Source organism: Ensifer sp. Root142, from assembly GCF_001426785.1.
Classification (GTDB): Bacteria; Pseudomonadota; Alphaproteobacteria; order Rhizobiales; family Rhizobiaceae; genus Ensifer; species Ensifer canadensis.
The window spans coordinates 116,887-138,403 of sequence record NZ_LMFK01000011.1; the positions used below are offsets into that span (position 1 = coordinate 116,887).

The window sequence follows — 21,517 nt, forward strand, 5'->3', positions numbered from 1 at the left end:
CAGAGACGATCATGACCACTGCATCCTCCAAGGCCCCGACGACGTCTGTAAAGGAAATCCTAGGTCAAACCGCCTCCGGATTGACAATCGATATCGTTGAAAGCCACATCGTCGATTGCCCAACCACCAGGCGCCATAAGCTTTCCAACACGGAGATCGCCCAGCAGTCCTACGTCATTGTCAAGGTCGTGCTGCGCAACGGTTCCATAGGATACGGCGAGGCCTCCACCTTGGGGGGGCCTCGTTGGGCGGAAGAAAGCGTCGAATCCATCAAGTCGGTCATCGACATCTATCTGGCGCCGGCAGTCATCAGCACGGACGCATCGGCATTCGAGCGGAACGCTCTTCGCATGGCCGCGGCAGCCACACGCAACTATTCCGCCAAGGCTGCCATTGAAAGCGCTCTCTACGACGCGGTTGGCAAGTCCTTCGACCTGCCGGCCAGCGCATTGCTCGGAGGCGCAGTCCGTCAGTCGATAGAGGTTATTTGGGCGCTTGCGTCCGGCGATCCGGAACAAGAGATCGAAGAAGCGAACAGCAAACTCGAACAGCGGCTGCACCGCCAGTTCAAAATCAAACTCGGCTTCAAGTCTCCGGAGGATGATATACGGCGACTGCGCCGGATCGTCGATGCACTCCAAGGACGGGCCTCTATCATCGTCGATATCAACCAAGCCTGGAGCGAAGCGACGGCGCTCCGCTTCATTCCTGTGCTCGATGAAATGGGCGTCAGGCTCATAGAACAGCCCCTGCCCGCCAACCATGTGGCTGCCATGGCACGGGTCGCGGCACGCAGCCCGATCCCGATCATGGTGGACGAGGGCGCCTTCACGACCGCCGACATCGCGCGCGCCGGCATTAATGCCGAAGGCAGCGTCTATTCGCTCAAGCTCGTCAAGAGCGGGGGCCTGATGGAAATGAAACGCGCCGCCGGCGTTGCGTCGTCCTTCGGGATGGAACTTTACGGCGGGTGCTTGATCGAAAGCGGCATCGGCGCGGCCGCACACCTCGCTGTTTTTTCGACTCTACCGCATCTTGAACGGGGCACTGAGCAGTTCGGGCCGCAGATTCTTGTGCAGGACCTCGTGTGCAAAGGCGCCGAATACCGTGATTTTCAGGTTTGGTGTCCATCCGGACCAGGTCTCGGTATCACCGTGGATGAGGAAGTACTTCGACAGGTCTCACGGAGCGGTTAAGGTCTTCCCGATCGCCCGGGGGGATGGACATGTCTTTTAATCTGAAACGTCTGGAATATTTTCTCGCGGTCGCCGAAGAGCTGCATTTCGGTCGGGCGGCCGAGCGCCTGGACATGGCCCAACCGCCGTTGTCGCGTCAGATCATGCAACTTGAGGAAGAATTTGGCGCAACCTTATTCGATCGGGGACGTGGGCAAATACGCCTGACGCAGGCTGGTGAGGCCCTGCTCCGGCACGCACGGGACATGATCGAGCGGATGGAAGACGCCCGCCTTGAGGTGCGGCGTATCGATCAGGGGGCCCAGGGCCGGCTGCGCATCGGGTTCGTCGGGTCTGCAACCCACGGTATCCTGCCCAATCTTATCAAATCCTTCCGCCGGACCTATCCCGAGGTGAACCTTATTCTCTCCGCAATGAACAACGCACAACAGCATCGCGCGCTCATCCGCAGGGAGATCGACATCGCAATTGCCCGGCCGGAACTCAAGGATGCGGAGATTAAGTCGGTTCCCTTTCACGAGGAGCCCCTCATACTCGCGTCAAGCGATACCGCAATGCTCGAAACGAAGGCGCCGATCCCGCTTGCCGCTCTGCACGACATGCCGTTCATCCTCTACCCCGAGCGTCCTCGACCGAGCTTCGCAGACGTCGTGTTCGCCCTTTGCGAGGCGGAAGGCTTCCGACCGAAGAACCGCGTGTTCTGCATGGACTACCAGACCGCCATAAGCCTCGTGGCTGTTGGAGAGGGGGTGTCAATTGTACCTCGCTCTGTCGGACAGACAGGCCACCAAGGCGTTCGCTTTTTGCCATTGGCACGCGCTGATGCCGTTACGCGGCTTTCCATCAACTACCGCATCGATAACCGCGAGCGGCATATCCAGCGGCTCCTCGAGATCGCCCGCAAGCTGGTCCAGAAGCCGGATCTGCCAGCCTGACCGGCCGACAAGGGTATTGCCGCATATCTCCCCAGGCATTGATGTGGCGGCGTTTGTGGCCGATGTTCGAGGCGATCTTCAAGGAGGAAATCATGCTGGACATTCTTCAGACGATGCAGGCGGCGCTGCTCCGCCGCCCACACCTGTTGCGTATTGGCCGGCTCTTCAGCGAAACAGTGCTTATCGAAGTCGACGGCGAGGAGTTCTACCTTACCTTCGAGAAGGGCGCGTTGATCTCCCTCGCCCGCGGTCCAAGCCGGCGCACCTCATGGCGTTTCGCTCTTCGAACGGAGCGGGCCGCGCTCGACGAGTTCTGGCAACCACTGCCGAAGCCCGGCTTCCACGACATTTTCGGGCTCGTGAAAATCGGGCGCGGGCGCATCGAGGGAGACATCCTCACGCTGGTTCGCAACCTGCGCTTCTTTAAAGAATTCATGGCGCTCGGCCGCCGGGGAGCCGCAGCATGACGATAGCAGGTCTCGAGCCGCTCTGTGGCCGCTATGTCAACCTCGCCGTTGAAGGTGTTGCCCAACGCATCTATTTCGAAGAGGCTGGCGCTGGTCGCACGGTCCTCTGCCTCCACACTGCTGGCGCCGACAGCCGTCAGTGGCGCTTTATCCTGAACGACGACGAACTGACGGCAAACCACCGATTCATCGCCTTCGACATGCCCTGGCACGGCAAGTCTTTGCCGCCGCAAGGTTTCGAGACGCAAGATTATCTCCTGACGACGGAAACCTACGTGGCGACGGTCCTTGCCTTCGCCGACGCGCTTGGGCTCGACAGACCGCTTCTTGCCGGCTGCTCGATGGGAGGGCGCATTGCCCTGCAACTCGCGGCGCTGCACCCTGCCCGCTTCGGCGGGTTCATCGCGATCGAAGCATCCGACTTCCAGCCAGCATGGTACGACATCGACTGGTTCCACCGCCCGGACGCCCACGGCGGAGAAATGGGCGCAGCACTGGTTTCTGCAAACATCTCCCCATACGCGCCGGCAGTGGAGCGCTGGAACACGCAATGGATGTTCATGCAATCGGGTCCGGGCGTCTTCCGCGGCGACCTTTCCTTCTACACCCGCGACGACAGCCTGGTCGGCAGGCTTGCATCGATCGACACGAATAAGACGCCGGTCCACATTCTTTGCGGGGCCTACGACCTGACCTGTACTCCAGAGGATGCCGCGCGGACCGCGTCTGCCATTCCAGGTGCGACCCTGACCATTATGGATGAACTCGGTCACTTTCCGATGAGCGAACACCCCGCGGCGTTCCGCCCCTATTTTGCCAACGCGCTGTCGCGAATGCGGCCAGTAACGGCCTGAGGGGGAGGTGCGAATGCGGACAATTCTTGTCCGACACCATCTCGAGCTGGAGAGTTTTTCAGGGCGTCGATCCGGACGCCCACCATGACCAGAATCCTCGGAAAAATAGTACGGCGCCACAGCCTATTGCCAGCTTTCGGACACTGAGTTTGGGCCAACCCACCTGCTCAGAGCTGACGACCCAGCTTCTTTTTTCACGATCATCGCATGCTCAACGCCATCTTTCCGTGCCGACGGAAGAGGTCTTTGGAGTTGATGTTAAGAAAGAGCGCCTTGGCTTTTTGTCTTAGGTATCGGCGTAAGCCCCGGCGAAAGGCTCCGACGCAGCATCACGGCCCCTCTAGTTTCCAAGCAAAGCCGCAGGAAGAGGAAGGTTGGCACCTTCCCCTCAATGATCCTACGTCCGGGCAATAAGCGGATGATACGAGCGGTCGAACCAGATTAGGGTCTCCGCTGGCACGTTACCGAGGTACGTGGCAGCAACGCGAGCGTAGAACACCGAATGCGTCCCAATCGCTCGTCGCTCGATTATACGACAGTCGAAGGCGACCACAGCATCCGCGAGAACCGGGGCACCCGTCGCAAGGACAGTCCAATCGCCTGCGGCAAAGCGATCGCCGTCGCCGCGACCCGCAAAGGCGTTTGATAGCGTCTGATGCCGGCTGGCGAGAACGTTGACGCAGAGGTTTCCATTGCCGTTGAAGACATCGTGGGACCTGTTGCCGCGATTGACGCAGACCAGAAGGGTTGGCGGGCTGTCGGTGATCGAGCAGACGGCTGACGCCGTCATTCCGTGACGCCCCTCCGGCCCGTCGGACGTTATAAGGTTCACGGCCGCGCCGAGACGGCTCATGCCCTCACGAAATTCCAGTGCAGTATTTTCCACGGCTCCCTCCTTAGATGTTCAGGACGAGCTTGCGGCTCTTCGCTCTCGAGCAGCACACCGTCATCTCCGCATTCTGGGCCTTCTCCTCATCGGTGAGAAACATGTCGCGATGGTCCGCAACGCCCTCGATGATTTCCGTAAGGCAGGTACCGCATACGCCTTCCTCGCATTTAACCTCAACGTCGATGCCGACTTTCGCTAGCGCCTTGGCGATGGTGTCGCCGGGACCGACGGTCACGCTTATGCCGGAGGCGCGGGCTTCAACCTCGAAACTGCCACCCGTCAGATCGACATTCGCACCAAAGTATTCGCGGTGAATGTGATCGCTGGCATATCCTGCACTCTGTGCGGCTCCAATCAGCCAGTCCATGAAGCCTTGCGGCCCGCACACGTAGAGATGTGTTTCCGGCGTTGGGCGTGGAAGCGTGGCGGGAACGAAGCACGTCTTTTCGTCGTCGTGATGGAATCGGATTCGATCGAAAAACGGTACGGCCTCAAGAATGTCGAGAAATGCAGTCACCGATCGCGACCGCGTACAGTAGTGAAGCTCGAATTCACGACCGAGCACACCGAGGCGGTGCGCCATCGCCAGCATCGGTGTAATGCCAATACCCCCGCCAAGCAGGATGGAGCGCTCAGCCTCCTCCTTCAGCGGGAAGTGATTTCTGGGCACATTGGCCTCGAGCACCGCGCCCTCGCGCGCCATCTCATGAACAGCAACCGAACCGCCACGGCTTTTCGGGTCCTTTAGAATGCCAAGCCGATAGACGTTCCTTTCCCCAGGATCGCCGCACAGCGAATACTGGCGCCACAAATCGACATCCCCGTGTTTGACGTGCATGTCGAGATGAGCGCCCGCGTCGAACGCCGGCAGGGGGCGGCCATCGGCGGACACCAGCGTCAGCCGGAGGACACCACCGAGATCCTCATTGCGTTCTACGACTTTTAGCGACAATATTTCCTCGGTCATCCCTGTCCTCTCATCGCATGAAAAGCCCGCCGTTGACGTCCCAGCACGCGCCGGTAACGAATGCCGCCTTGGCCGACGCGAGAAACACCGCCATGTCAGCGATAAGTGCCGGATCGCCGAGTTGCTTTACGGGAATTGCCGACACCATCTCGTCGATGGCATCTTCCGGCACGATGGAGCGAACCATGGGCGTGTCCATAGGCCCGGGCGAAATCGAATTCACGGTGACGCCGAAGGGCGCCAAGTCACGGGCGAAGACCTTCGTCAGCGTGAGGATTGCCCCTTTGGACGCCGCATAATGCGCGCCCGTCGCGGTGCCTCCGTTCTGGCCGGCAAGCGACGCCAAATTGACGATCCGCCCATAGCCTCGCTCCTTGAAATGCCGGCCGAAGATCCGGCAACCCGTGAAGGTGCCGCCTGCATTGATAGCCATAACCGCGTTGAACTCGTCCGTCTCTATATCGAGAAGAGGTTTGGCGCGCGTGACGGCGGCATTGTTGACGAGCACCTCGACAGAGCCCCAGCGTTCAACCGTCTTGTCGAGCACTCGTTGGAAATCCTCTGGCTTCGACACGTCGAGACAGGCCGTCAGCGCCGTTTCCGACGCAAGGTCCAGTTCCTCGGCCAGCCTATTGCAGGCTGGCTCGTCGATATCAGTGAGGATGACGCGAAAGCCTGCCCGGTGCAGCGCCCTGGCAATTTCGGCTCCGACGCCGCTCCCGGCGCCGGTCACCACTGCCGTCTGCGTTAGGATGGGAAGAGGCGCTGGCATCAGAACAAATAGCTGATCGACGTCAGCACCCCATCGGCATTGATCAATCTCACGACCTTGTCGTGAATGAAAAGCCCGCCATCCCCCCGTTCCAGTCGATGTTCGACATTTGCGATGAACGAGCGCTGCCGTCCGAATTTGTCTTCGGTCAGATGCATTGCCGATCTTACCCGAATGAAATCCGCGCCGATCTCGATCGGGACGAAACGGGACAGGAGGCGCACAGTGCGGGCTGCCGGCGTCGCCGAAATGGCAAAGCCACCCTGGAGACGATCCACTCGCATACGCCGCATATGCGCATCGTCGTAGGCAATATTCAGCGTGTTCTTGAAGTCGGTTTCGTCAGGCTTCAGCGGAATCACATAGAAGCCCCCGTCGAGCCAGAGTTTTAACCAAGCGTTGTAGTCGGCGCGGTCGAGAATCTCTGCCTCGCGCCAGATGAACTCCTCGGCTTCACGCAGCGAAATGCCGCCGTCCACTCTCACATGTTCGTTCATTGGGACATCATCCTCTTCCACATCGCATAGGCCGCACGCATGCCGGTTTCGGCACTGACATCGCCCTGCGGCAGGCCGTTCGGGCCTGGCTTTTCAAGCCCGTCCCCGCGATTGACCATGATATCGAGCTCGGGCGCGCCGGCCGTTCCGCGCTGGACACGCTCCCAGACCTCGGCATCGTCAGGGCTGCCAAAGCCCATCGGCCCCTGAAAGTGCTCGTGCAGCCGCAAGCGCATCTGGTTGGCTTCCTCTGGACCACCCTCCATGCCGAGTGCGAGGTGCCTGATGTCTGTGCGGTCCGCGCTGACGGGATGCAGCACGCGGAAGAACGAGAGGGAACAGGCCACATTCGGAAACAGATTGAGGTTGAAGCCGACGCCACCGACCGCCTTGACGATCCGGCAAACCTGGTCCTCGTCATATCGGCCGCGCAACTGCTCCGCGAGTTCTGCGAACCGGTCTGGAATCTCCCAGCCTTCGCCATCGAGGTCGATGAGGCTTGGCATCATCACCATGACAGAGTGGCCGTTGCCGAGATCTTCGACGAAACCGTCCCCCCCGAGGAAGGAGAAAAGCTCCTCGGTTTCGGAATCGAGTGATTGCAGGAAAGGTTTGTGGACCACAGGGAAGTGGTAGGCGTCGGTGGTATTCTCGAGCTGGATCTTCCAGTTGCCCGGGAACTGGAACTGGTGCTCGCCATTTACCTTCACGGGGAAACCGCCACCCTGCTTCAAGAAGAGATCGATCCAGCGCCGCGCGTTCCCGAGAAAGTCCTCCAGCGGCTCCACGTCTCCGTTGAACGAGGCGAAGATCATGCCCGCATAGACGTCGACCTTCAGCCGCTTCAGTGCGAACTGGCTCCTGTCGAACGTCTCGTCGTAGCCTTCGGAGTAGGGAACGCCGCGCAACGAGCCGTCGAGGGCGTAGCCCCAGCCGTGGTAAGGGCACTGGAAGGAGCTGGTCTTGCCGCGCGTGTGTTCGCAGACCGTTGCCGCGCGATGCCGGCATCGATTGACGAGAACATGCAGGTCTCCCTTGCGGTCACGCGAGATGATCACAGGCTGCGTGCCGACCCAGGAGGTCTTGAACGACCCCTTGTCCGGAACTTCGGAGACATGCCCAACCCAGACCCATGTCTTGCTGAAGATCTTCTCCATCTCTGCTTCAAACAGCGACGGGTCGCTGTAGACGGGCGTGCGGACGCGGTCCTTGCCGACCCACTCCGCATAATCCCGGTCATCTTCCTTCAATGCGATGTTCATCACTCCCTCCTTGCTGACGCTTGTTAGCTACGTGTCTTTCAACTGCCTCACGGAAAACCGGGCGGCACAGCCTGAGCGAGCAGGCCCGCACCGGCCGATGTCCACGTCCCGATTCCGAGGAAGGCGTGCTGGGCCACTGCGGCGGAATCCAGAAGACAACGCACGAGCACGTGGCCCCGATTGATGGCCGACGCGCCGCCCATGCGGAATGCCGCCTGGGCTACCGCCGCGCCTTCGTTCGCCGCATTGGTTGCGCAAAGCCTGAGGCGCACCCGCATCTGCGGGGAGATCTCATCGCCCCGGTTTACGGCCTCCCAAACTTCCTCGGTCGTTTCATAGAAGAATGCCCGTGCTCCGCGCAGTTGCGCCTCTGCCCGCCCGAGTTCGGCCTGGATGTATGGTCGCATGCCGATCGACGGCGCCCCCGTAATGGACGGACCCGAAAGTGCCTCGGCGTGGATCCAGTCGAGCGCCTCGCGCGCTGTTCCAAGACCCACAACGGCGAGAACCTGTGCAGCGAGGGCCATTGACGGATATCGGAAGATCGCATCGTCGCGCTGCGCCTTCGAACCGCGCACAAAAGTCCACTCCTCGGGCACAAATACGTCTTCGACAACAATGTCGTGACTCCCGGTCGCAGCAAGCCCCACCGTCTCCCAGGTATGCTTGATCGCGACTTGTTTGCGCGGCATGACGGCCATGCGCGGCAATCCACCGGCATTGCCCTCGTCGCTCCGGATTCCCGCACCTATCAGCGATGCGCCCATGCAACCGGAACAATAGGGCCAGCGGCCCGCCACCTTGAAGCCGCCGTCGGTTCGCACGGCCTGTTGTGGCGGAAAGATCGAACCGGCGAAGACTGTATCGGGGTTGTCAGCATATATCTTCGCGAAGGTTTCGGGCGGCAGCGCCGCCAAATAGGTCGATGAGACGCCAAAGCTGGCGACCCAGCCGGTGGAGGCGTCCGCTGTTGAAAGCGCCTCGACCAGCCTGAGGAACGACATCGGCGAGAGCGCATCGCCACCAAACTCCCTGGGCACGAAGGCGCGATAGACGCCGACCTGCTGCAGTTTTTCCACGATGTCGAGCGGCACATATGTCAGTTTCTCAAATTCGTCGCGCCGGCAACGGATCTCGTCGAGAAGCGCATCGAGAGCGGCGGATTCGTTCCGCTGTCTGGCGGCTATTGGGATGTTCATTAAAGCGGATCTCCGTTGATCTTCAGCTGTTGCGCGACCCATTCCGTAACGGCGCAAAGCGTTTCGTCTTCACCGCGCCGGCCAATGAGTTGAACACCAGCCGGCAGACCGCCCGCAGTGCGGATCGGGACAGTCACAGCCGGATGCCCAGACAGATTGAACGGGCGCGCAAGCACTGTGAGTGGGATGAGGGCCTGCATATCGCCGGCCTCGGCAAGACGCGGCGGAACGACGGGCATGGTCGGCAAGACCAGCGCATCGGCATGCGCGAGCGCCGCATCGACCTCTTGCTGGAAAAGGGTACGCACCTCTTCGGCACGCTCAAGTGCCGCCGAATCGAAACTGTCGACAGCGGCGAGAATGCGACTGCGCACCTCGGGATCAAGCCCCTCGCTTGCCCGCGCGAGATCGCCAAATGCCCGCGCCATCTCGGCATTGATGACGACAAGGCCCGCCTGGTAAGCTCGCGCCAACCCTTCGAGCGGCGTCGAAGCCGCAACGAGCCCCTCGAGCGCTGCGTCGAACGCCGCCTGAACCTCTTGCGAAGCCGCGACGGTTACCGCAACGAGTCGGAACGGTCCGGCAGCATCCTGCCGCTTGAAAGACGGGTCCATGCACTCCATCGAGCGCGTAAGCATCGCAGCCGTGGGGGCCAGCGGACCGATACAGTCGATCGAGCTTTCCGCCGGAATGGCCCCCGTGCGGCTAATTCGGCCGTAGGTCGGCTTCATCCCGAAGATCCCGGTACAGCAGGCCGGAACGCGGACGGAGCCGCCCGTATCTGTTCCGACGGCGAAATCACATGCGCCTGCCGCCACGAGCGAAGCCGAGCCTGACGACGAGCCGCCGGGAATGCGGTCGGGCCACCGCGGATTGAGGGGCGTTCCCAGATAATCGTTTACGCCGGTCACGCCAAAGGCCAACTCATGCATATTGGCCGTTCCGATGATCGCGCAACCATTGTCAATCAATGCATCGACAACATCGGCGTTAGACGAGGACGAAGGGCCGCAGGCAAGCGCGCGGCATCCGCAGCGGGTGACAAGGCCACGGATCGACAGGCACTCTTTGATCACCACCGTCAGGCCGTCGCCCCCAATCCTGAAGGTTTGGGACAACGCAGAATTTTGTGGCTGCATAGGGGTTTCAGTCACCGGCTCTCCCTCCCTTCAATAACGGTAATATTACCGTATTTCGGTAAAGCGTCAACGCCGTTATGGCAATTTACTAGAATTTTCTATCTCTTTTTCTATTATCTAACCGCCAGGATCGTGGGCGGCGCACAGCAGCCAGCCTTGACCAGACTGCAACGGGACTGCCCATGTCATCGCGGCGTAATTGATTATGTACTATATTTTTCACTTTATTTTTCTAGTAATTTGATGCACGCTTTCAACCGTTGACCTTGCCCCTGCTGGGCATAGATACAGCGTGCGCGATCGCAGACGCGCCGCATCAACCACTTGAACTCTAAGAGAATAAGGGGTCCGACATGACCGAAATGAAACCCATCCGCACATTGTTCTGCATCGCCGTCGATCAGAATTTCTTCGACCTGCCGTCTAAGGACATCGGCGCAGTGTGGGCGGGCTTTTCACAGTTCCTGCAGCGGGTCGCGGCTCTGCCTAACGTGTCCATCATCGGTACGCTCGATGACGACGAGACAATGGTCGGAGCCTCGCCCGCAGGCTTTCCCTGGACCTGTTACCTGATGGCGGATTGCCCGGACAGAGAGACTGTCAAGGCGGCGTGCAACCTCTTCCGGACGATCGAAATCGGCGAATACCGGCTTTGGCGCTTCATGCGCATCGAGGCGCGAATGGGACGCGCGCTGGAAATTCCCGCCCTGTAACGATGGCCTGCGCCACCGCTCGAGCTGCGAGGGGAAGGGGGGTGGGCATGCCGACCGGATCAGGCCAGCTTGGCGAAGAGCCGTTTGAGAAGCCGATTAAGCTGGGCGATCTCATCTTTCTCGAAATCGGAGAAGGTCCGTTCGAAAAGCTGCTGCGCAATCCGCGCCGCGCGAAGCGCCGCTTCACTCCCCGCTTCAGTCAACTGCACTTCGGTCACGCGCCCGTCGAACGGGCTGCCGCGCGTCGTCACCAGCCCTTCCGCTGTCATCCGCTGCACGATTTTGGTGGTGGTGTTGAGCTTCAAAATACAATAGTCGGAAATCTCGGACACACCGAGGCCGCCGTGCTCCAGCAACGACGCGAGCACGCGCCAACGCGAAACGTCGAGCCCGATGGGCTTCAGGCGTTTCTCCAGCTCCAGCGCATAGAGCGCGCTGACGCGGGAAACCCAGTAATAGGGCCAATCGCCCTTACCAGAAAATGTAGATTCGACGCCGTCCTCCAGAGAGACCGTTGCGGAAGGAGCATCGGCCACATCGATGCGGACCGGGTTCGCATTTGTCATTTTCCGGGCATTCAAGACCTGCATCCCTTCGACTGTGCCGTATCCGACCTCAAGGCAAAGCAATCGCGTCCCGGGCGGAAGGGCAATATCATCCGACATCAGACCGCGGCACGTCAACTCACCCCGCCGCGACGCGTGGGCGCATCGTCGCAGTCGGCGCAACGAGATTTTGACAACAGACAGAGGACGTAGACGATGTCGGACACCGATATTGCGCAAACCGTGGCGGGGCTGGTCCGTCGAATCGAACTGCTGGAGGCGGAGGCAGACATCCGCCGTATCCAGGCACGCTACATGTTCCTCTGCGATACGCCGTGCCCCGACTACAGTATCGTCAACGAGGAAGCACGGATCGAAGCGATACTCGCCCTCTACGCCGAGGACGCGATCTGGGAAGGCGTCGGACAGTACTATGACAACCAGTTTGGCCGCTGTGTAGGAAAGGCGGCTATCCGCAAGCACTTTCAGGCTTTCTGGGACAAGGAACGCGATCCTCGTCTTCTATTGAACGTCCATTACTTGACGTCCGAACAGATTCACGTCGACGGCGACCACGCCGACGGACAGTGGGTCCACTGCCAGCCTTGGATATTTTCCGACGGCTCTGCGCTGCTTCGCTCAAGCCGCCTGAATAATCTCTATAAGAAAGTCGACGGCATCTGGAAAATTGCACGCACACGCACGGAGAATGTTTTCGTCGCCCCGCTTAAACACGGTTGGGCAAGCGACTATCCGAGCTATTCGGTGCTGACGCGGCCCTGACCGCCGTCGAAACCGCGCCCATCGTTCCGCGGAGACAGCAACTCCGATCGGTGAGGCCGGCTTCGCATCTCTTCCATAACTTCGTACCCGATGGACCCAAGCCTTGTAACTGCAGCCTCCATTCTCGTGATGAGAAGAAATTCGGCGCCGAACGAACTGCTTTAGTGAACACCCTCATCGAACCAAGCGATGCTGGCGGAGACGGTCCCGATGGAGCGCATGAGTGCGATGTGAGGCTTGACTTGGCTTGGCTATGTGACCGTCGATTAGACAACGCCCGGCATGGCCTCTGCCGGCAACGGCGACCGATAGGGCCTCTCCGCAGTCCGGCGTGCAAAGTCAGCTCGGACCCGTTCGAGCGTCTCCGGCTGGTTGATTAGCTCGATGGCCGCCGTCGCCAGCACCTTGGCGGCCTGCACCATGCCCTTATGTGCTGCACTGGTCTTACCTTGTGAAGTCATCTGCCAGGTGTGACCCGGGGTGCCGATGGCGCAGGTTGCCATACCGATCTGCGCGAACGGCACAACCCAACTGACATCGCCGAGATCGGTAGACCCCGGCGCCTGCCCACTATCGGCCTCATGTGGCAAGACCCAGTCGCAAAGAACGGCCGGACGTTGCGCAATACCCGCCGAGATAAAGGCCGCCTCCGTCGTCTGCTCTGACCAAGTTGCCTGCATACGAGCCGCTAACGCTCGTTCGGCACCATCGAACTGCGGCGGGCCCACCTCGATCAGTTTATCGTGCAAAAGATAATTAAGCGGCGCATTGCACAGGAGGTCAGACATTGCTGAAACAACCTTAGCGCTCACCCTAGTCTCGCTCATCAGTGCCGCGCCGTCGGCCACCTGCCGCACGCGCTCGACCAGCCCGGCCATATCGGCCAGGTTGCGTGCCCTGACCGAGTAGCGCACGACCGCCCGCTCCTGCACCACATTCGGCGCACGTCCGCCAGCATCGAGAATGGCATAGTGTACCCGGCAATCGGTGGGTATGTGTTCGCGCATGTAGTTCACGCCAACGCTCATTAGCTCAACAGCATCGAGCGCGCTGCGCCCGAGATGCGGATTGGCCGCGGCGTGAGCGGAACGGCCAACAAAGGTGAAATCGATGCTGGCTGCCGCGAGCGAGCGAGCCGGAATCAAGCCATTAAATGCCATGGGATGCCAGCTGAGAGCGGCGGCACAATCGGCGAAGTATCCGTCTCGCACCAGAAAGGTCTTGGCAGCGCCACCCTCCTCGGCCGGGCAGCCGTAATAGCGCACGCGGCCCGGCAGGCCATGTTCGGCCAGGTAAATTTTCACGGCAGCAGTGGCCAGAAGAGCTCCGGCCCCGAGTAGATTGTGCCCGCAACCGTGACCATTGCCGCCGGCTTCGACGGGCTCGGCACGATCGAGCCCGGCCCGCTGGCTAAGTCCGGGCAAGGCATCGAACTCACCGAGAATGGCGATCACCGGCCCGCCCGCTCCAAATTCGCCGGTCATGGCGGTAACGACACCCCCGAGCGGCGCTTCAATACGGAATCCGTATTTTTCGAGAACCTGGCGGTGGAGCAAAGCGGAACGAACCTCCTGGTAGAGCAGTTCCGGTGTCTCCCAGACCCGGTCGCTAAGCTCTTCGAAGTCACCACGGATGGAATCCACGATTTCACCGATCGATAGTCCTTGCCTGCACCTCAACACCACGATCTGCTCCTGCGTTGTACTCATGCCTCGCCGTCCGAAACGGACCGTTTCAGATGGTCGACCGGGTTCCGGCAAGAAAGGCGGGACGTCTTACTTGGTCTGCAACAGTTTGATGTAGCGACGCAGGTGACGGTGCATAGCGTCCTTGGCCGCGGCCGCATCCTTGGACTTAATGGCCTGGAAGATCCGTTCATGGTCCATGATCTGAATTTCGGCATATTGTTCGATGTCCACCCGGTCCTCCATCGCCCCCATAATCGGCGAGCGCAGCCGCTTCCAGAGATGGTGGATGATCGAGGCTGTCAGGCTGTTTCCGGATGCATTGGCGATGGCAAAATGGAACATGCCGTCGGCATCGTTGGCAATGTTCGAGCGGCGCATGGTGTGGGCTTCGAACTCCTCCCAAGACTTTGCAATCGCCGCTTGCATCGCTGCCAGATCAGCCTCACCGGCCTTCTCGGCCGCAACCGCAGCCGTTTCGCCCTCGAAGAGCAGGCGCGTTTGCATGATCTCGAACGGTGAATGGCCCAGATCGAACAGACGATCGAGTTCGGTCGTGACATCCGGCTGGCGACACACGTAGCTGCCAGAACCGCCCCGAATCTCAATGAGCCCCTTGATCTCCAGAGCGATCAGGGCCTCTCGAACCGTTGGTCGCGAAACTTGTAGGGTTTCAGCCAACATGCGCTCCGTCGGCAATCGATCCGAGGTTGAAAACTCTCCCGCACTGATGCGATGCGCCAGATCAATTGCGACCTTTTGATAAAGCCGACCGTTTGCCAGTGAATTGATCATGCGGGTTAAGTCTCCATCCAGGCATGCTTCAGAGTCTGCGTTCTGTCCTTTTATCGAAAAGCGAACAGTTTTGCATATCCACATAAAGCTTCTGGACGGCGCCAACATCAGGCGTCCGGCTGGAGCGGAACCGGCATAACAGTGCCTGCCGCTCGAATTCGAAGGACGCGAGCACATCGCCACCGGTCAGCTCAGTCCGCTCGACCTTGAGGTCCACCTCGAGATAGTGATTGCCCTCGACACGTTCCAGCGAGCGATAGATATTTTCGGGCCGAACGCCGAGAACGACGGTGTCCCCCTCCTTCGGAGGCTGATCCGCATACACATAGCCAGCCAACGAGATCCGGCTCGATCCAATCTGGATGTGGGGAACGGCGTCAACCAGAGCGAACTTGCCTTCGAGGAAGTTCATCTTGGTCGCGCCAACAAACGCAGCCACGAACATGTTTTCCGGACGATGGTAGACTTCGTAGGGCGTACCGAACTGCTGGACACGGCCACGGTCGAGCACGGCAATCTTCGTTGCCATCGACATCGCCTCGATCTGATCATGTGTCACGAGGACAAAGGTGGCGCCAAGGGTCTTGTGCAGCTCGCGCAGCTCCTCACGCATCTGATTGCGCAGCTTCGCATCCAGATTCGACATCGGCTCGTCGAGCAGAAAAATATCGGGATTGCGCACGAGCGCACGGCCAATGGCAACCCGCTGGCGCTGACCGCCTGAAAGCTGAAAAGGCCGACGCTTGAGCAGGTCGGAAATCCTGAGCAGCGCGGCAACGCGCTCGACGTGTTTGGATCTTTCGGCCTTGCTTACCCCGGCGCATTCGAGCCCGAAACTAATGTTCCGCTCGACCGTCATAGTGGGATAAAGTGCATAGGACTGAAACACCATCGCGACGTTTCTCGCGCTCGGATCAAGCATCGTGACATCGCGACCCTTGATCAATATCCGCCCTGCGGACGCGTCGTCGAGCCCGGCGACGCAGTTGAGCAATGTGGACTTGCCGCACCCGCTGCCGCCTAGCAAGACAAGAAAGTCGCCGTCCTCGATCTTGATGTTGACGTCCTGGAGCACGGAAACGCTCCCGAACGATTTACCGACATTCGCCAATTCCAACGACATTGGGCTACCCCTTGACTGCGCCTTGCGTGAGACCACGCACGAAAAACTTTCCTGCCACCAAGAACAAAATCAAAGTCGGCAACGCTGAGATCATCACAGCCGCAACGTTGACGTTGTATTCCTTGATGCCATAGGTGGACCCCACGATATTCTGCACCGCCGCCATGATGGGTTTCTTGCTGGTATCCCCGAACGTCAGCGCAAACAGGAAATCGTTGTAGACGCCGGAGAACACCAGAATCACGGCCACGATGATGATCGACGGGGAGAGAGGCAGGATAATGTGGAAAAAGATCTTGAAGAACCCAGCCCCGTCCATGATCGCCGCTTTGACAAGCTCATTGGGCAGCGTCACGTAATAGTTGCGAAACAGCATCGTCGTTAACGGAATGCCGTAGACGGTGTGGATCAGGATCAGGCCGACGGTCGTGCCATACATGTTGAGCTCTCGAAGAGTGATCGCCAGAGGTATCAAGAAGAGCTGTAGCGGGATGAAACTGCCGATCAGCAGCATGCCGAACAGGACATCGGCGCCGCGGCTCCGCCATTTCGCCATCACGTAACCATTGAGCGATCCTATCAGCACCGCTAGGATCACCGCTGGAATGGCGATCTCGAAAGTGGCGATAAAATAGGGGCGAATGCCGTCGCAGGTCATGCCGCTGCAGGCGCCCGCCCATGCCTTTATCCAAGGCTCGATGGTCCAAACTCGCGGCAGGGCGATAATCGACGAGCTGCGCACGTCGTCCAGCGATTTGAATGACGCCACGGTCATCACATAGATCGGCGCGAGGAAATAGAGCGCGAACAGAAACAGGCCCGCATAAAGCACAGCTGTGCGGAAGGTGCGCCGTTGTCTCATGAGTGCTTCCTCCGCAGTTCAAAGATCAGATAGGGCATAATGATTGTGATCATCGTGGCCACCATGACCACAGCGCCTGCAGCACCGCGACCGATTTCACCACGCTGAAAGAAGTACTCGAATACGTAGCGCGCCGGCACGTCAGAAGCGAAGCCGGGGCCCCCATTGGTCAATGCGACGACGACATCGAAGCTGCGAACGACTTGGAAGCCTAACAGCATGATGGCCGTCAGCAGCGTCGAACGAAGCTGCGGGAAAATGATACTGACATAGACACGCCAGACGGGAATGTTATCGATACGGGCAGCCTTCCAGAGCTCCACGTCCGTCGACTTGATGCCCGAGAGGAACAGAATCATGATCAGGCCGGTCCCGTGCCAGACTGCGGCAAAGACGATCGCGTAGATGGCTCGATCCGGATTAACGAGCCAGTCGAACTTGAAACCGTGAAAACCGGCGCTTCGAAGCAGTTCCTGGATGCCGCTTGTGGGATTGAGCAGCCATTGCCACGACAGGCCAGTGACCACAAGGGAGAGCGACATCGGGTACAGAAAGATCGTCCGGAACAGAGCCTCGCCCTTTGTCAGCCGATCGAGCAGAACGGCCAAAAGTGCACCGCCGACTATGCAGCCAACGAGGTAGAGCCCGCCAAATATGAACATGTTGCGGTACGCAACCCACCAACGCTTGTCGGCGAACAGCTCGGCGAAGTTGGCAGCGCCGATCACCGTGTGATCGGGAAGAAAAGTCGACTTGGTGATCGACAGGAAAACCGTGTAGCCACCGAATCCCCAGATGAAATAGAATGCGACGACGGCGCTGGGGATCAGCACCAGGGCGGCCTTCGTATGATTCCAGGTTCCGCGCATACCCCTCCCCTTTTTTTGACAGTAGAAATCGACCGGAGCCGCGCGCCGCGGGCTCCGGTCGGGAATTATTGCAGCGCCGCCTTGAAGGCAGCGACCGCGTCTTCAGACGACATCTCGCTATTCCAAAACGCGGTGACCGTGTCCTTGAGCGCATTGCCGACAATGGCGGTGCGACCGTTCCAATGGTCCACGATGTCACCGGACTTCATCGCCAAGCCGGCCTTGGCCACGCAGCCCCTGAATTGGGTCGGATCGACACTCTTGACGGCAGGCAACGTGCCCATTGCCTGAGCTGCCGCAATCTGGGTGGCCGGATCCATCACGGCGGTGGCGAACAGTGCCTGGGCCTTGACGTCGTTTTCGTCGGCGACTTTAATGAACTGGAATCCACCGGATACCACTGCGAGCGCTTTCGACCACGGGGTCAGACGGCAGGACCACTTGCTGCCTTCAGCACCGAGGGAAGCATAGCTATCGGCCGCCCACGGCCCCATGAAGAAGAACGCGGCCTTGCCCGTCACCATCAAGGTATTAGTGTCGTTCCAGCTGCGACCGACCTTGCCTTCATCGGTAAATTCCCGCAGGGCACCGAACGCATTGAAGGCCTCGGTTAGCTTTCCGTCGTCGACGGAATCCACGTCGCCACGCATGACGGCGTCATAAAGGTCCGCTCCACCAACCGATAGCAGCGCGTGATCGAAGAGGATACCCTCCTGCCAGGACTCGCCGCCCACCGCCAGCGGAATGAAACCGGCTGCCTTGATCTTAGGCAGGGCGGTCATGAATTCACTCCAGCTATTGGGCGGCGACACGCCGGCAGCGGTTAGAACGTCATTGTTGGTGTACATCCAGTTGATGACATCGACGAACACAGGCGCGGCAACGTAGTGGCCTTCATATTTAACGCTGGCAGCCAGCACTTCCGGCAACCTGGAGTCCCAGTTCTCGGGAACGGCGACGCTGTCCATATCCTGCAAAAGCCCGCCTTCTTGGAAGCTCTTCAGAGTGCCCCCGAGAGCGCTTTGCAGCACCATTGGCGGGTTGCCGCCGATGATTCGGGTCTTCGTCGACGCCAAGCTCTTTTCGGTATCCGGAAACGACGTCTCCTTCCAGGTGCCTCCCAGCGCCTCATACTTGGCTCGGAATACGCGTAGCGCGGCTACTTCACTTTCCGAGTTCCAGTTGTGCGAAATATCGCTGTCCGCTTTGACCGTAGCTGTCGTTGCGAGCAACACGGATGCGGCGGCGATCAAGTCTCGAACGTGACGTTTCATTTCTCTCTCCCTTTGTTCCCAACCAAACCGTACTTCGTTCAGGTCGGTCGGCTCCCGCTTTAATTACGCCTCCAGGCTGCGCCTAGTATGACGAGTACGAACTGACCCATTGGCGGACCACATCGAGTGTCTGTTGCATCTGCTCCTTGGTGCCGATGGTAATGCGAAACTCGTTCGCCCCCCCGGTCACTGCGCGTCCCAAAATACCCGCGCGCTGCAGCGTGGCATCCAGATCGCACGCTTGACTTCCCCCTGCTGGAAAGACGATCAGAACGAAATTGGTATGACTTGGGACAACCGAAAGGCCGAGCGCCGTCAGACCTTCGGTGAACCATTCGCGCGTCTGATTGATCATTCCCGTGATCGCGTCCAGATAGCCGCGATCACGAATGGCCGCTTCCGCCGCGCTCAGGGCAGCGATATTGGTGTTGAACGGTGTGCGCAGGCGCGACACGGCATCGATAATATCGGTGGGTGCCGCTGCCCAACCGATCCGGATACCGGCCAACCCGTAGGCTTTCGAGAGGGTGTGAGTGACGACAACACGGCCCTGTGGTTTGAACAGCGTGGCGATGCCGCAATCGTAAGCTGGGTCCGTGACGAACTCCGCGTAGGCTGAATCTATTATCATCAGCACGCCGGGGGGAAGAGCCGCCTCCAAACGCGCCAACTCGCTTGCCGGCGTGAAGGTGCCGGTGGGATTGTTGGGCGAACAAACATACATGATGCGCGTATTCTGATCGACAAGAGCCAGCAGTGCGTCGACGTCGACCCGATAGTCGGTCTCCTTGGCCTTGCGGATCTCGGCCCCGCAGGACCGCGCATAGATCTCGGCCATTAAGAAGCTGTTCTCGCTGATGACCATGTTGTCGCCAGCCGAAAGAACGGAGCGGATAACGAGACCGATAGCCTCCTCGGATCCGTTGCTGGCAAAGATGCTGCCGGCATCGATACCATAGATCTCGGCGATTGCCTGGCGCAACGCAGTCTGGGCGCCATCGGGATAACGGCCGAGACATGCGGACACGGCATGGAAAGCCTTGATCGCAGCGGGACTTGGCGGATACGGAAGCTCGTTCGACGAGAGCTTGAGCGGCTCGGCAATGCCCTCGAGCGTGCTCTTTCCCTGAACGTAAGGCTTGATCGTCTCGAGCGTTGACTTGGTCTTGATCGTCATTGAAGCCTCCCTGCCGACATCGGGGCCGGCGAGATTTTGAACATTACGGATTTAGATTGGAGGTATTCGCTAAGGCCGAGATGACCCAGTTCACGCCCCCAGCCAGATTGCCCATACCCCCCGATGGGGGTGCCGAGATCGGGAATATTGTGGGTGTTGACCCAAAAGACGCCGCATTGAACCGCACGCGAGACGCGAAAAGCCCGGTCGATCTGGCTAGTCCAAACGCTGGCGGCGAGTCCATAGCGCGTGCCATTGGCGAGAGCGATGGCCTCCTCCTCCGACTCGAAGGTGGCGACGCAAAGCACCGGTCCGAAGATCTCGTCCTGAACGAGCACATTCGACTGATCGGCGACATCGAGTATCGTTGGCGGGTAGTAGCTACCGGGACTATCTGCCTGTCTGCCCCCGCAAAGGAGAACCGCGCCGCCGGCTACACCCTCTTCGACCCGGCGATGAATGGCATCCAGATGAGCCTGCGATGCGATCGGACCGAGCTGAGTCTTCTCGTCCATAGGATCACCGATACGCAATGCGTTGGCTTTCTCGGTCAGGCGGGCGACGAAATCGTCGCGGATGGACTTGTGAAGGTAGAGACGTGACCCGGCGACACAGACTTGCCCGGAATTGCCAAAGATCGCATCGACCGCACCATCAACCGCCGCATCGAGATCGGCATCGTCAAACACCAGCACCGGCGACTTGCCGCCCAATTCGAGGCTAAGCTTCTTGAGATTGCTGGCGGCAGCATCCTGCAGCAGCGCGCGCCCGGTTCCCGTCGACCCGGTGAATGCGAGCTTGTCGACGCCGGGATGCCGGGAGATGGCGCTGCCGACCTCGCTGCCGCTGCCGGTCACAATATTGATGACGCCATCAGGCACACCCGCCTGCGCAGCGAGTTCGGCAAACCGCAACAGGCTGAGCGGCGTGGTTTCCGCAGGCTTGATCACGCAGGTGCAGCCGGTAGCAAGCGCTGGTGCGATCTTCCAGCCGGCAATGACCAGCGGACCGTTCCAGGGCAGGATCATGCCGACGACGCCCACAGGCTCCTGCAAGGTAAGCCCATGTAGATCACCAGCAGGGAAGGACAGTGGCGCCGACATCCCGGAGATCTTGGTGCACCAGCCGGCGAAATATCGAAACGTCTCGGCGAAGAATGGTACCTCCATCCGCATGGCAGCAGCGATCGGCTTGCCCATGCAGAGGGTTTCAAGCTCCGCGAGCTCGATCGCATGGGCATCGATCAGCTCGGCCAGGCGCCAGAGGATACGGGCGCGCACGGCCGCATTCATCCCCGCCCAGTCCGGATTAACGAACGCGGCACGGGCAGCCGCCACGGCCTGATCGACGTCGTGCCCAGTGCTGACGTGGCATTCTGCAAAGCTCTGGCCGGTTGCCGGATTGCAGAGCGAGACCGTTCGCCCGCTGCGCACCGGCTTGCCGTCGATCCAGAAGGGAGCCGGCTGCTCAAGGCGCTTCAATGTTGTCGATGAGAGAACGTGGCGCGCCATGAT

General features: G+C 59.9%; 22 protein-coding genes. 6 read left to right on the plus strand and 16 right to left on the minus strand.

Translation table 11 applies throughout. From position 1 onward, the window contains the following. The first annotated feature begins 11 nt into the window (after positions 1-11). The 4 genes from ASD52_RS12130 to ASD52_RS12145 all read left to right on the plus strand — a co-directional run bounded on the left by ASD52_RS12130 (position 12) and on the right by ASD52_RS12145 (position 3,452). Complete coding sequence (locus ASD52_RS12130; RefSeq protein ID WP_082571807.1) at positions 12-1,196, plus strand: muconate/chloromuconate family cycloisomerase; 1,185 nt, start codon at positions 12-14, stop codon at positions 1,194-1,196. Between the two features lie 29 nt (positions 1,197-1,225). After that, positions 1,226-2,131 (plus strand): LysR family transcriptional regulator, encoded by a 906-nt coding sequence (locus ASD52_RS12135; RefSeq protein WP_038578679.1) that lies wholly within the window; start codon positions 1,226-1,228, stop codon positions 2,129-2,131. Between the two features lie 62 nt (positions 2,132-2,193). After that, entirely contained in the window at positions 2,194-2,598 is a 405-nt protein-coding gene (locus ASD52_RS12140; RefSeq protein ID WP_234907859.1) for a hypothetical protein, read from the plus strand. Next, positions 2,595-3,452, plus strand: coding sequence for an alpha/beta hydrolase (locus ASD52_RS12145; protein ID WP_025429859.1), 858 nt, complete (start codon positions 2,595-2,597; stop codon positions 3,450-3,452). Before ASD52_RS12140 ends, ASD52_RS12145 begins: the two co-directional genes overlap by 4 nt. 397 nt (positions 3,453-3,849) lie before the next feature. Here the strand turns inward: ASD52_RS12145 and ASD52_RS12150 are convergent, their stop codons facing one another. From ASD52_RS12150 to ASD52_RS12180, 7 genes are read right to left on the minus strand one after another with little or no spacing between them, the layout of a single operon-like run. Next, a complete protein-coding gene (locus ASD52_RS12150; RefSeq protein WP_038578018.1) occupies positions 3,850-4,338 on the minus strand; it encodes a flavin reductase in 489 nt (162 codons plus the stop codon). A 10-nt stretch (positions 4,339-4,348) separates the two neighbouring features. Further along, positions 4,349-5,308, minus strand: a complete 960-nt coding sequence (locus ASD52_RS12155) for a PDR/VanB family oxidoreductase (protein ID WP_057224522.1) — start codon at positions 5,306-5,308, stop codon at positions 4,349-4,351. 10 nt (positions 5,309-5,318) lie between these two features. After that, positions 5,319-6,041: an SDR family NAD(P)-dependent oxidoreductase gene (locus tag ASD52_RS12160; protein WP_244497461.1), complete on the minus strand. Its 723-nt coding sequence runs from the start codon at positions 6,039-6,041 to the stop codon at positions 5,319-5,321. A 38-nt stretch (positions 6,042-6,079) separates the two neighbouring features. Beyond that, positions 6,080-6,598 (minus strand): aromatic-ring-hydroxylating dioxygenase subunit beta, encoded by a 519-nt coding sequence (locus ASD52_RS12165; protein WP_210179271.1) that lies wholly within the window; start codon positions 6,596-6,598, stop codon positions 6,080-6,082. Then, positions 6,574-7,839 (minus strand): aromatic ring-hydroxylating dioxygenase subunit alpha, encoded by a 1,266-nt coding sequence (locus ASD52_RS12170; protein WP_057224527.1) that lies wholly within the window; start codon positions 7,837-7,839, stop codon positions 6,574-6,576. The genes ASD52_RS12165 and ASD52_RS12170 overlap by 25 nt, the downstream gene beginning before the upstream one ends. A gap of 47 nt (positions 7,840-7,886) precedes the next feature. Next, positions 7,887-9,038, minus strand: a complete 1,152-nt coding sequence (locus tag ASD52_RS12175; protein WP_025429853.1) for an acyl-CoA dehydrogenase family protein — start codon at positions 9,036-9,038, stop codon at positions 7,887-7,889. Then, positions 9,038-10,192: an amidase gene (locus tag ASD52_RS12180; protein ID WP_200954034.1), complete on the minus strand. Its 1,155-nt coding sequence runs from the start codon at positions 10,190-10,192 to the stop codon at positions 9,038-9,040. Before ASD52_RS12180 ends, ASD52_RS12175 begins: the two co-directional genes overlap by 1 nt. A gap of 338 nt (positions 10,193-10,530) precedes the next feature. On the opposite strand from ASD52_RS12180, the gene ASD52_RS12185 reads away from it, so the two are divergent. Further along, on the plus strand, positions 10,531-10,890 hold the full coding sequence (locus tag ASD52_RS12185) for a hypothetical protein (protein ID WP_025429851.1): 360 nt from the start codon (positions 10,531-10,533) through the stop codon (positions 10,888-10,890). Positions 10,891-10,949: 59 nt separating this feature from the next. Here the strand turns inward: ASD52_RS12185 and ASD52_RS12190 are convergent, their stop codons facing one another. Next, positions 10,950-11,555: a MarR family winged helix-turn-helix transcriptional regulator gene (locus ASD52_RS12190; protein ID WP_200954035.1), complete on the minus strand. Its 606-nt coding sequence runs from the start codon at positions 11,553-11,555 to the stop codon at positions 10,950-10,952. A 96-nt stretch (positions 11,556-11,651) separates the two neighbouring features. Between ASD52_RS12190 and ASD52_RS12195 the strand changes: the two genes are divergently transcribed. Further along, a complete protein-coding gene (locus ASD52_RS12195; protein WP_025429849.1) occupies positions 11,652-12,218 on the plus strand; it encodes a nuclear transport factor 2 family protein in 567 nt (188 codons plus the stop codon). Positions 12,219-12,484: 266 nt separating this feature from the next. Here the strand turns inward: ASD52_RS12195 and ASD52_RS12200 are convergent, their stop codons facing one another. The 8 genes from ASD52_RS12200 to ASD52_RS12235 form a co-directional block, all read right to left on the minus strand. After that, complete coding sequence (locus ASD52_RS12200) at positions 12,485-13,927, minus strand: amidohydrolase (protein ID WP_082571808.1); 1,443 nt, start codon at positions 13,925-13,927, stop codon at positions 12,485-12,487. A 66-nt stretch (positions 13,928-13,993) separates the two neighbouring features. Then, the gene (locus ASD52_RS12205; protein ID WP_025429847.1) at positions 13,994-14,698 is read right to left on the minus strand and encodes a FadR/GntR family transcriptional regulator; all 705 of its coding nucleotides are present in this window, start codon (positions 14,696-14,698) and stop codon (positions 13,994-13,996) included. A 28-nt stretch (positions 14,699-14,726) separates the two neighbouring features. Then, the gene (locus tag ASD52_RS12210; RefSeq protein WP_025429846.1) at positions 14,727-15,821 is read right to left on the minus strand and encodes an ABC transporter ATP-binding protein; all 1,095 of its coding nucleotides are present in this window, start codon (positions 15,819-15,821) and stop codon (positions 14,727-14,729) included. A 4-nt stretch (positions 15,822-15,825) separates the two neighbouring features. Continuing rightward, positions 15,826-16,683 carry a carbohydrate ABC transporter permease gene (locus ASD52_RS12215; RefSeq protein ID WP_025429845.1) on the minus strand — a complete coding sequence of 286 codons (858 nt, stop codon included), beginning with the start codon at positions 16,681-16,683 and terminating at the stop codon, positions 15,826-15,828. Then, positions 16,680-17,552, minus strand: a complete 873-nt coding sequence (locus tag ASD52_RS12220; protein WP_057224533.1) for a sugar ABC transporter permease — start codon at positions 17,550-17,552, stop codon at positions 16,680-16,682. Before ASD52_RS12220 ends, ASD52_RS12215 begins: the two co-directional genes overlap by 4 nt. 65 nt (positions 17,553-17,617) lie before the next feature. Then, the gene (locus ASD52_RS12225; RefSeq protein WP_057224535.1) at positions 17,618-18,826 is read right to left on the minus strand and encodes an ABC transporter substrate-binding protein; all 1,209 of its coding nucleotides are present in this window, start codon (positions 18,824-18,826) and stop codon (positions 17,618-17,620) included. 82 nt (positions 18,827-18,908) lie between these two features. Then, positions 18,909-20,003: a histidinol-phosphate transaminase gene (gene hisC, locus ASD52_RS12230; protein ID WP_057224537.1), complete on the minus strand. Its 1,095-nt coding sequence runs from the start codon at positions 20,001-20,003 to the stop codon at positions 18,909-18,911. Next, positions 20,000-21,514: an aldehyde dehydrogenase family protein gene (locus tag ASD52_RS12235; protein ID WP_057224539.1), complete on the minus strand. Its 1,515-nt coding sequence runs from the start codon at positions 21,512-21,514 to the stop codon at positions 20,000-20,002. Before ASD52_RS12235 ends, hisC begins: the two co-directional genes overlap by 4 nt. Between the last annotated feature and the right edge of the window lie 3 nt (positions 21,515-21,517).

Excerpts from the sequence above, each read along its gene's own strand:
- ASD52_RS12195 (WP_025429849.1), top strand. The coding sequence starts at position 11,652 with ATGTCGGACACCGATATTGCGCAAACCGTGGCGGGGCTGGTCCGTCGA.
- ASD52_RS12135 (WP_038578679.1), top strand. The coding sequence starts at position 1,226 with ATGTCTTTTAATCTGAAACGTCTGGAATATTTTCTCGCGGTCGCCGAA.
- ASD52_RS12185 (WP_025429851.1), top strand. The coding sequence starts at position 10,531 with ATGACCGAAATGAAACCCATCCGCACATTGTTCTGCATCGCCGTCGAT.
- ASD52_RS12225 (WP_057224535.1), bottom strand. The coding sequence starts at position 18,826 with ATGAAACGTCACGTTCGAGACTTGATCGCCGCCGCATCCGTGTTGCTC.
- hisC (WP_057224537.1), bottom strand. The coding sequence starts at position 20,003 with ATGACGATCAAGACCAAGTCAACGCTCGAGACGATCAAGCCTTACGTT.
- ASD52_RS12190 (WP_200954035.1), bottom strand. The coding sequence starts at position 11,555 with ATGTCGGATGATATTGCCCTTCCGCCCGGGACGCGATTGCTTTGCCTT.
- ASD52_RS12140 (WP_234907859.1), top strand. The coding sequence starts at position 2,194 with ATGTTCGAGGCGATCTTCAAGGAGGAAATCATGCTGGACATTCTTCAG.
- ASD52_RS12200 (WP_082571808.1), bottom strand. The coding sequence starts at position 13,927 with ATGAGTACAACGCAGGAGCAGATCGTGGTGTTGAGGTGCAGGCAAGGA.
- ASD52_RS12175 (WP_025429853.1), bottom strand. The coding sequence starts at position 9,038 with ATGAACATCCCAATAGCCGCCAGACAGCGGAACGAATCCGCCGCTCTC.
- ASD52_RS12235 (WP_057224539.1), bottom strand. The coding sequence starts at position 21,514 with ATGGCGCGCCACGTTCTCTCATCGACAACATTGAAGCGCCTTGAGCAG.
- ASD52_RS12145 (WP_025429859.1), top strand. The coding sequence starts at position 2,595 with ATGACGATAGCAGGTCTCGAGCCGCTCTGTGGCCGCTATGTCAACCTC.
- ASD52_RS12205 (WP_025429847.1), bottom strand. The coding sequence starts at position 14,698 with ATGATCAATTCACTGGCAAACGGTCGGCTTTATCAAAAGGTCGCAATT.
- ASD52_RS12220 (WP_057224533.1), bottom strand. The coding sequence starts at position 17,552 with ATGCGCGGAACCTGGAATCATACGAAGGCCGCCCTGGTGCTGATCCCC.
- ASD52_RS12170 (WP_057224527.1), bottom strand. The coding sequence starts at position 7,839 with ATGAACATCGCATTGAAGGAAGATGACCGGGATTATGCGGAGTGGGTC.
- ASD52_RS12155 (WP_057224522.1), bottom strand. The coding sequence starts at position 5,308 with ATGACCGAGGAAATATTGTCGCTAAAAGTCGTAGAACGCAATGAGGAT.
- ASD52_RS12130 (WP_082571807.1), top strand. The coding sequence starts at position 12 with ATGACCACTGCATCCTCCAAGGCCCCGACGACGTCTGTAAAGGAAATC.
- ASD52_RS12210 (WP_025429846.1), bottom strand. The coding sequence starts at position 15,821 with ATGTCGTTGGAATTGGCGAATGTCGGTAAATCGTTCGGGAGCGTTTCC.
- ASD52_RS12215 (WP_025429845.1), bottom strand. The coding sequence starts at position 16,683 with ATGAGACAACGGCGCACCTTCCGCACAGCTGTGCTTTATGCGGGCCTG.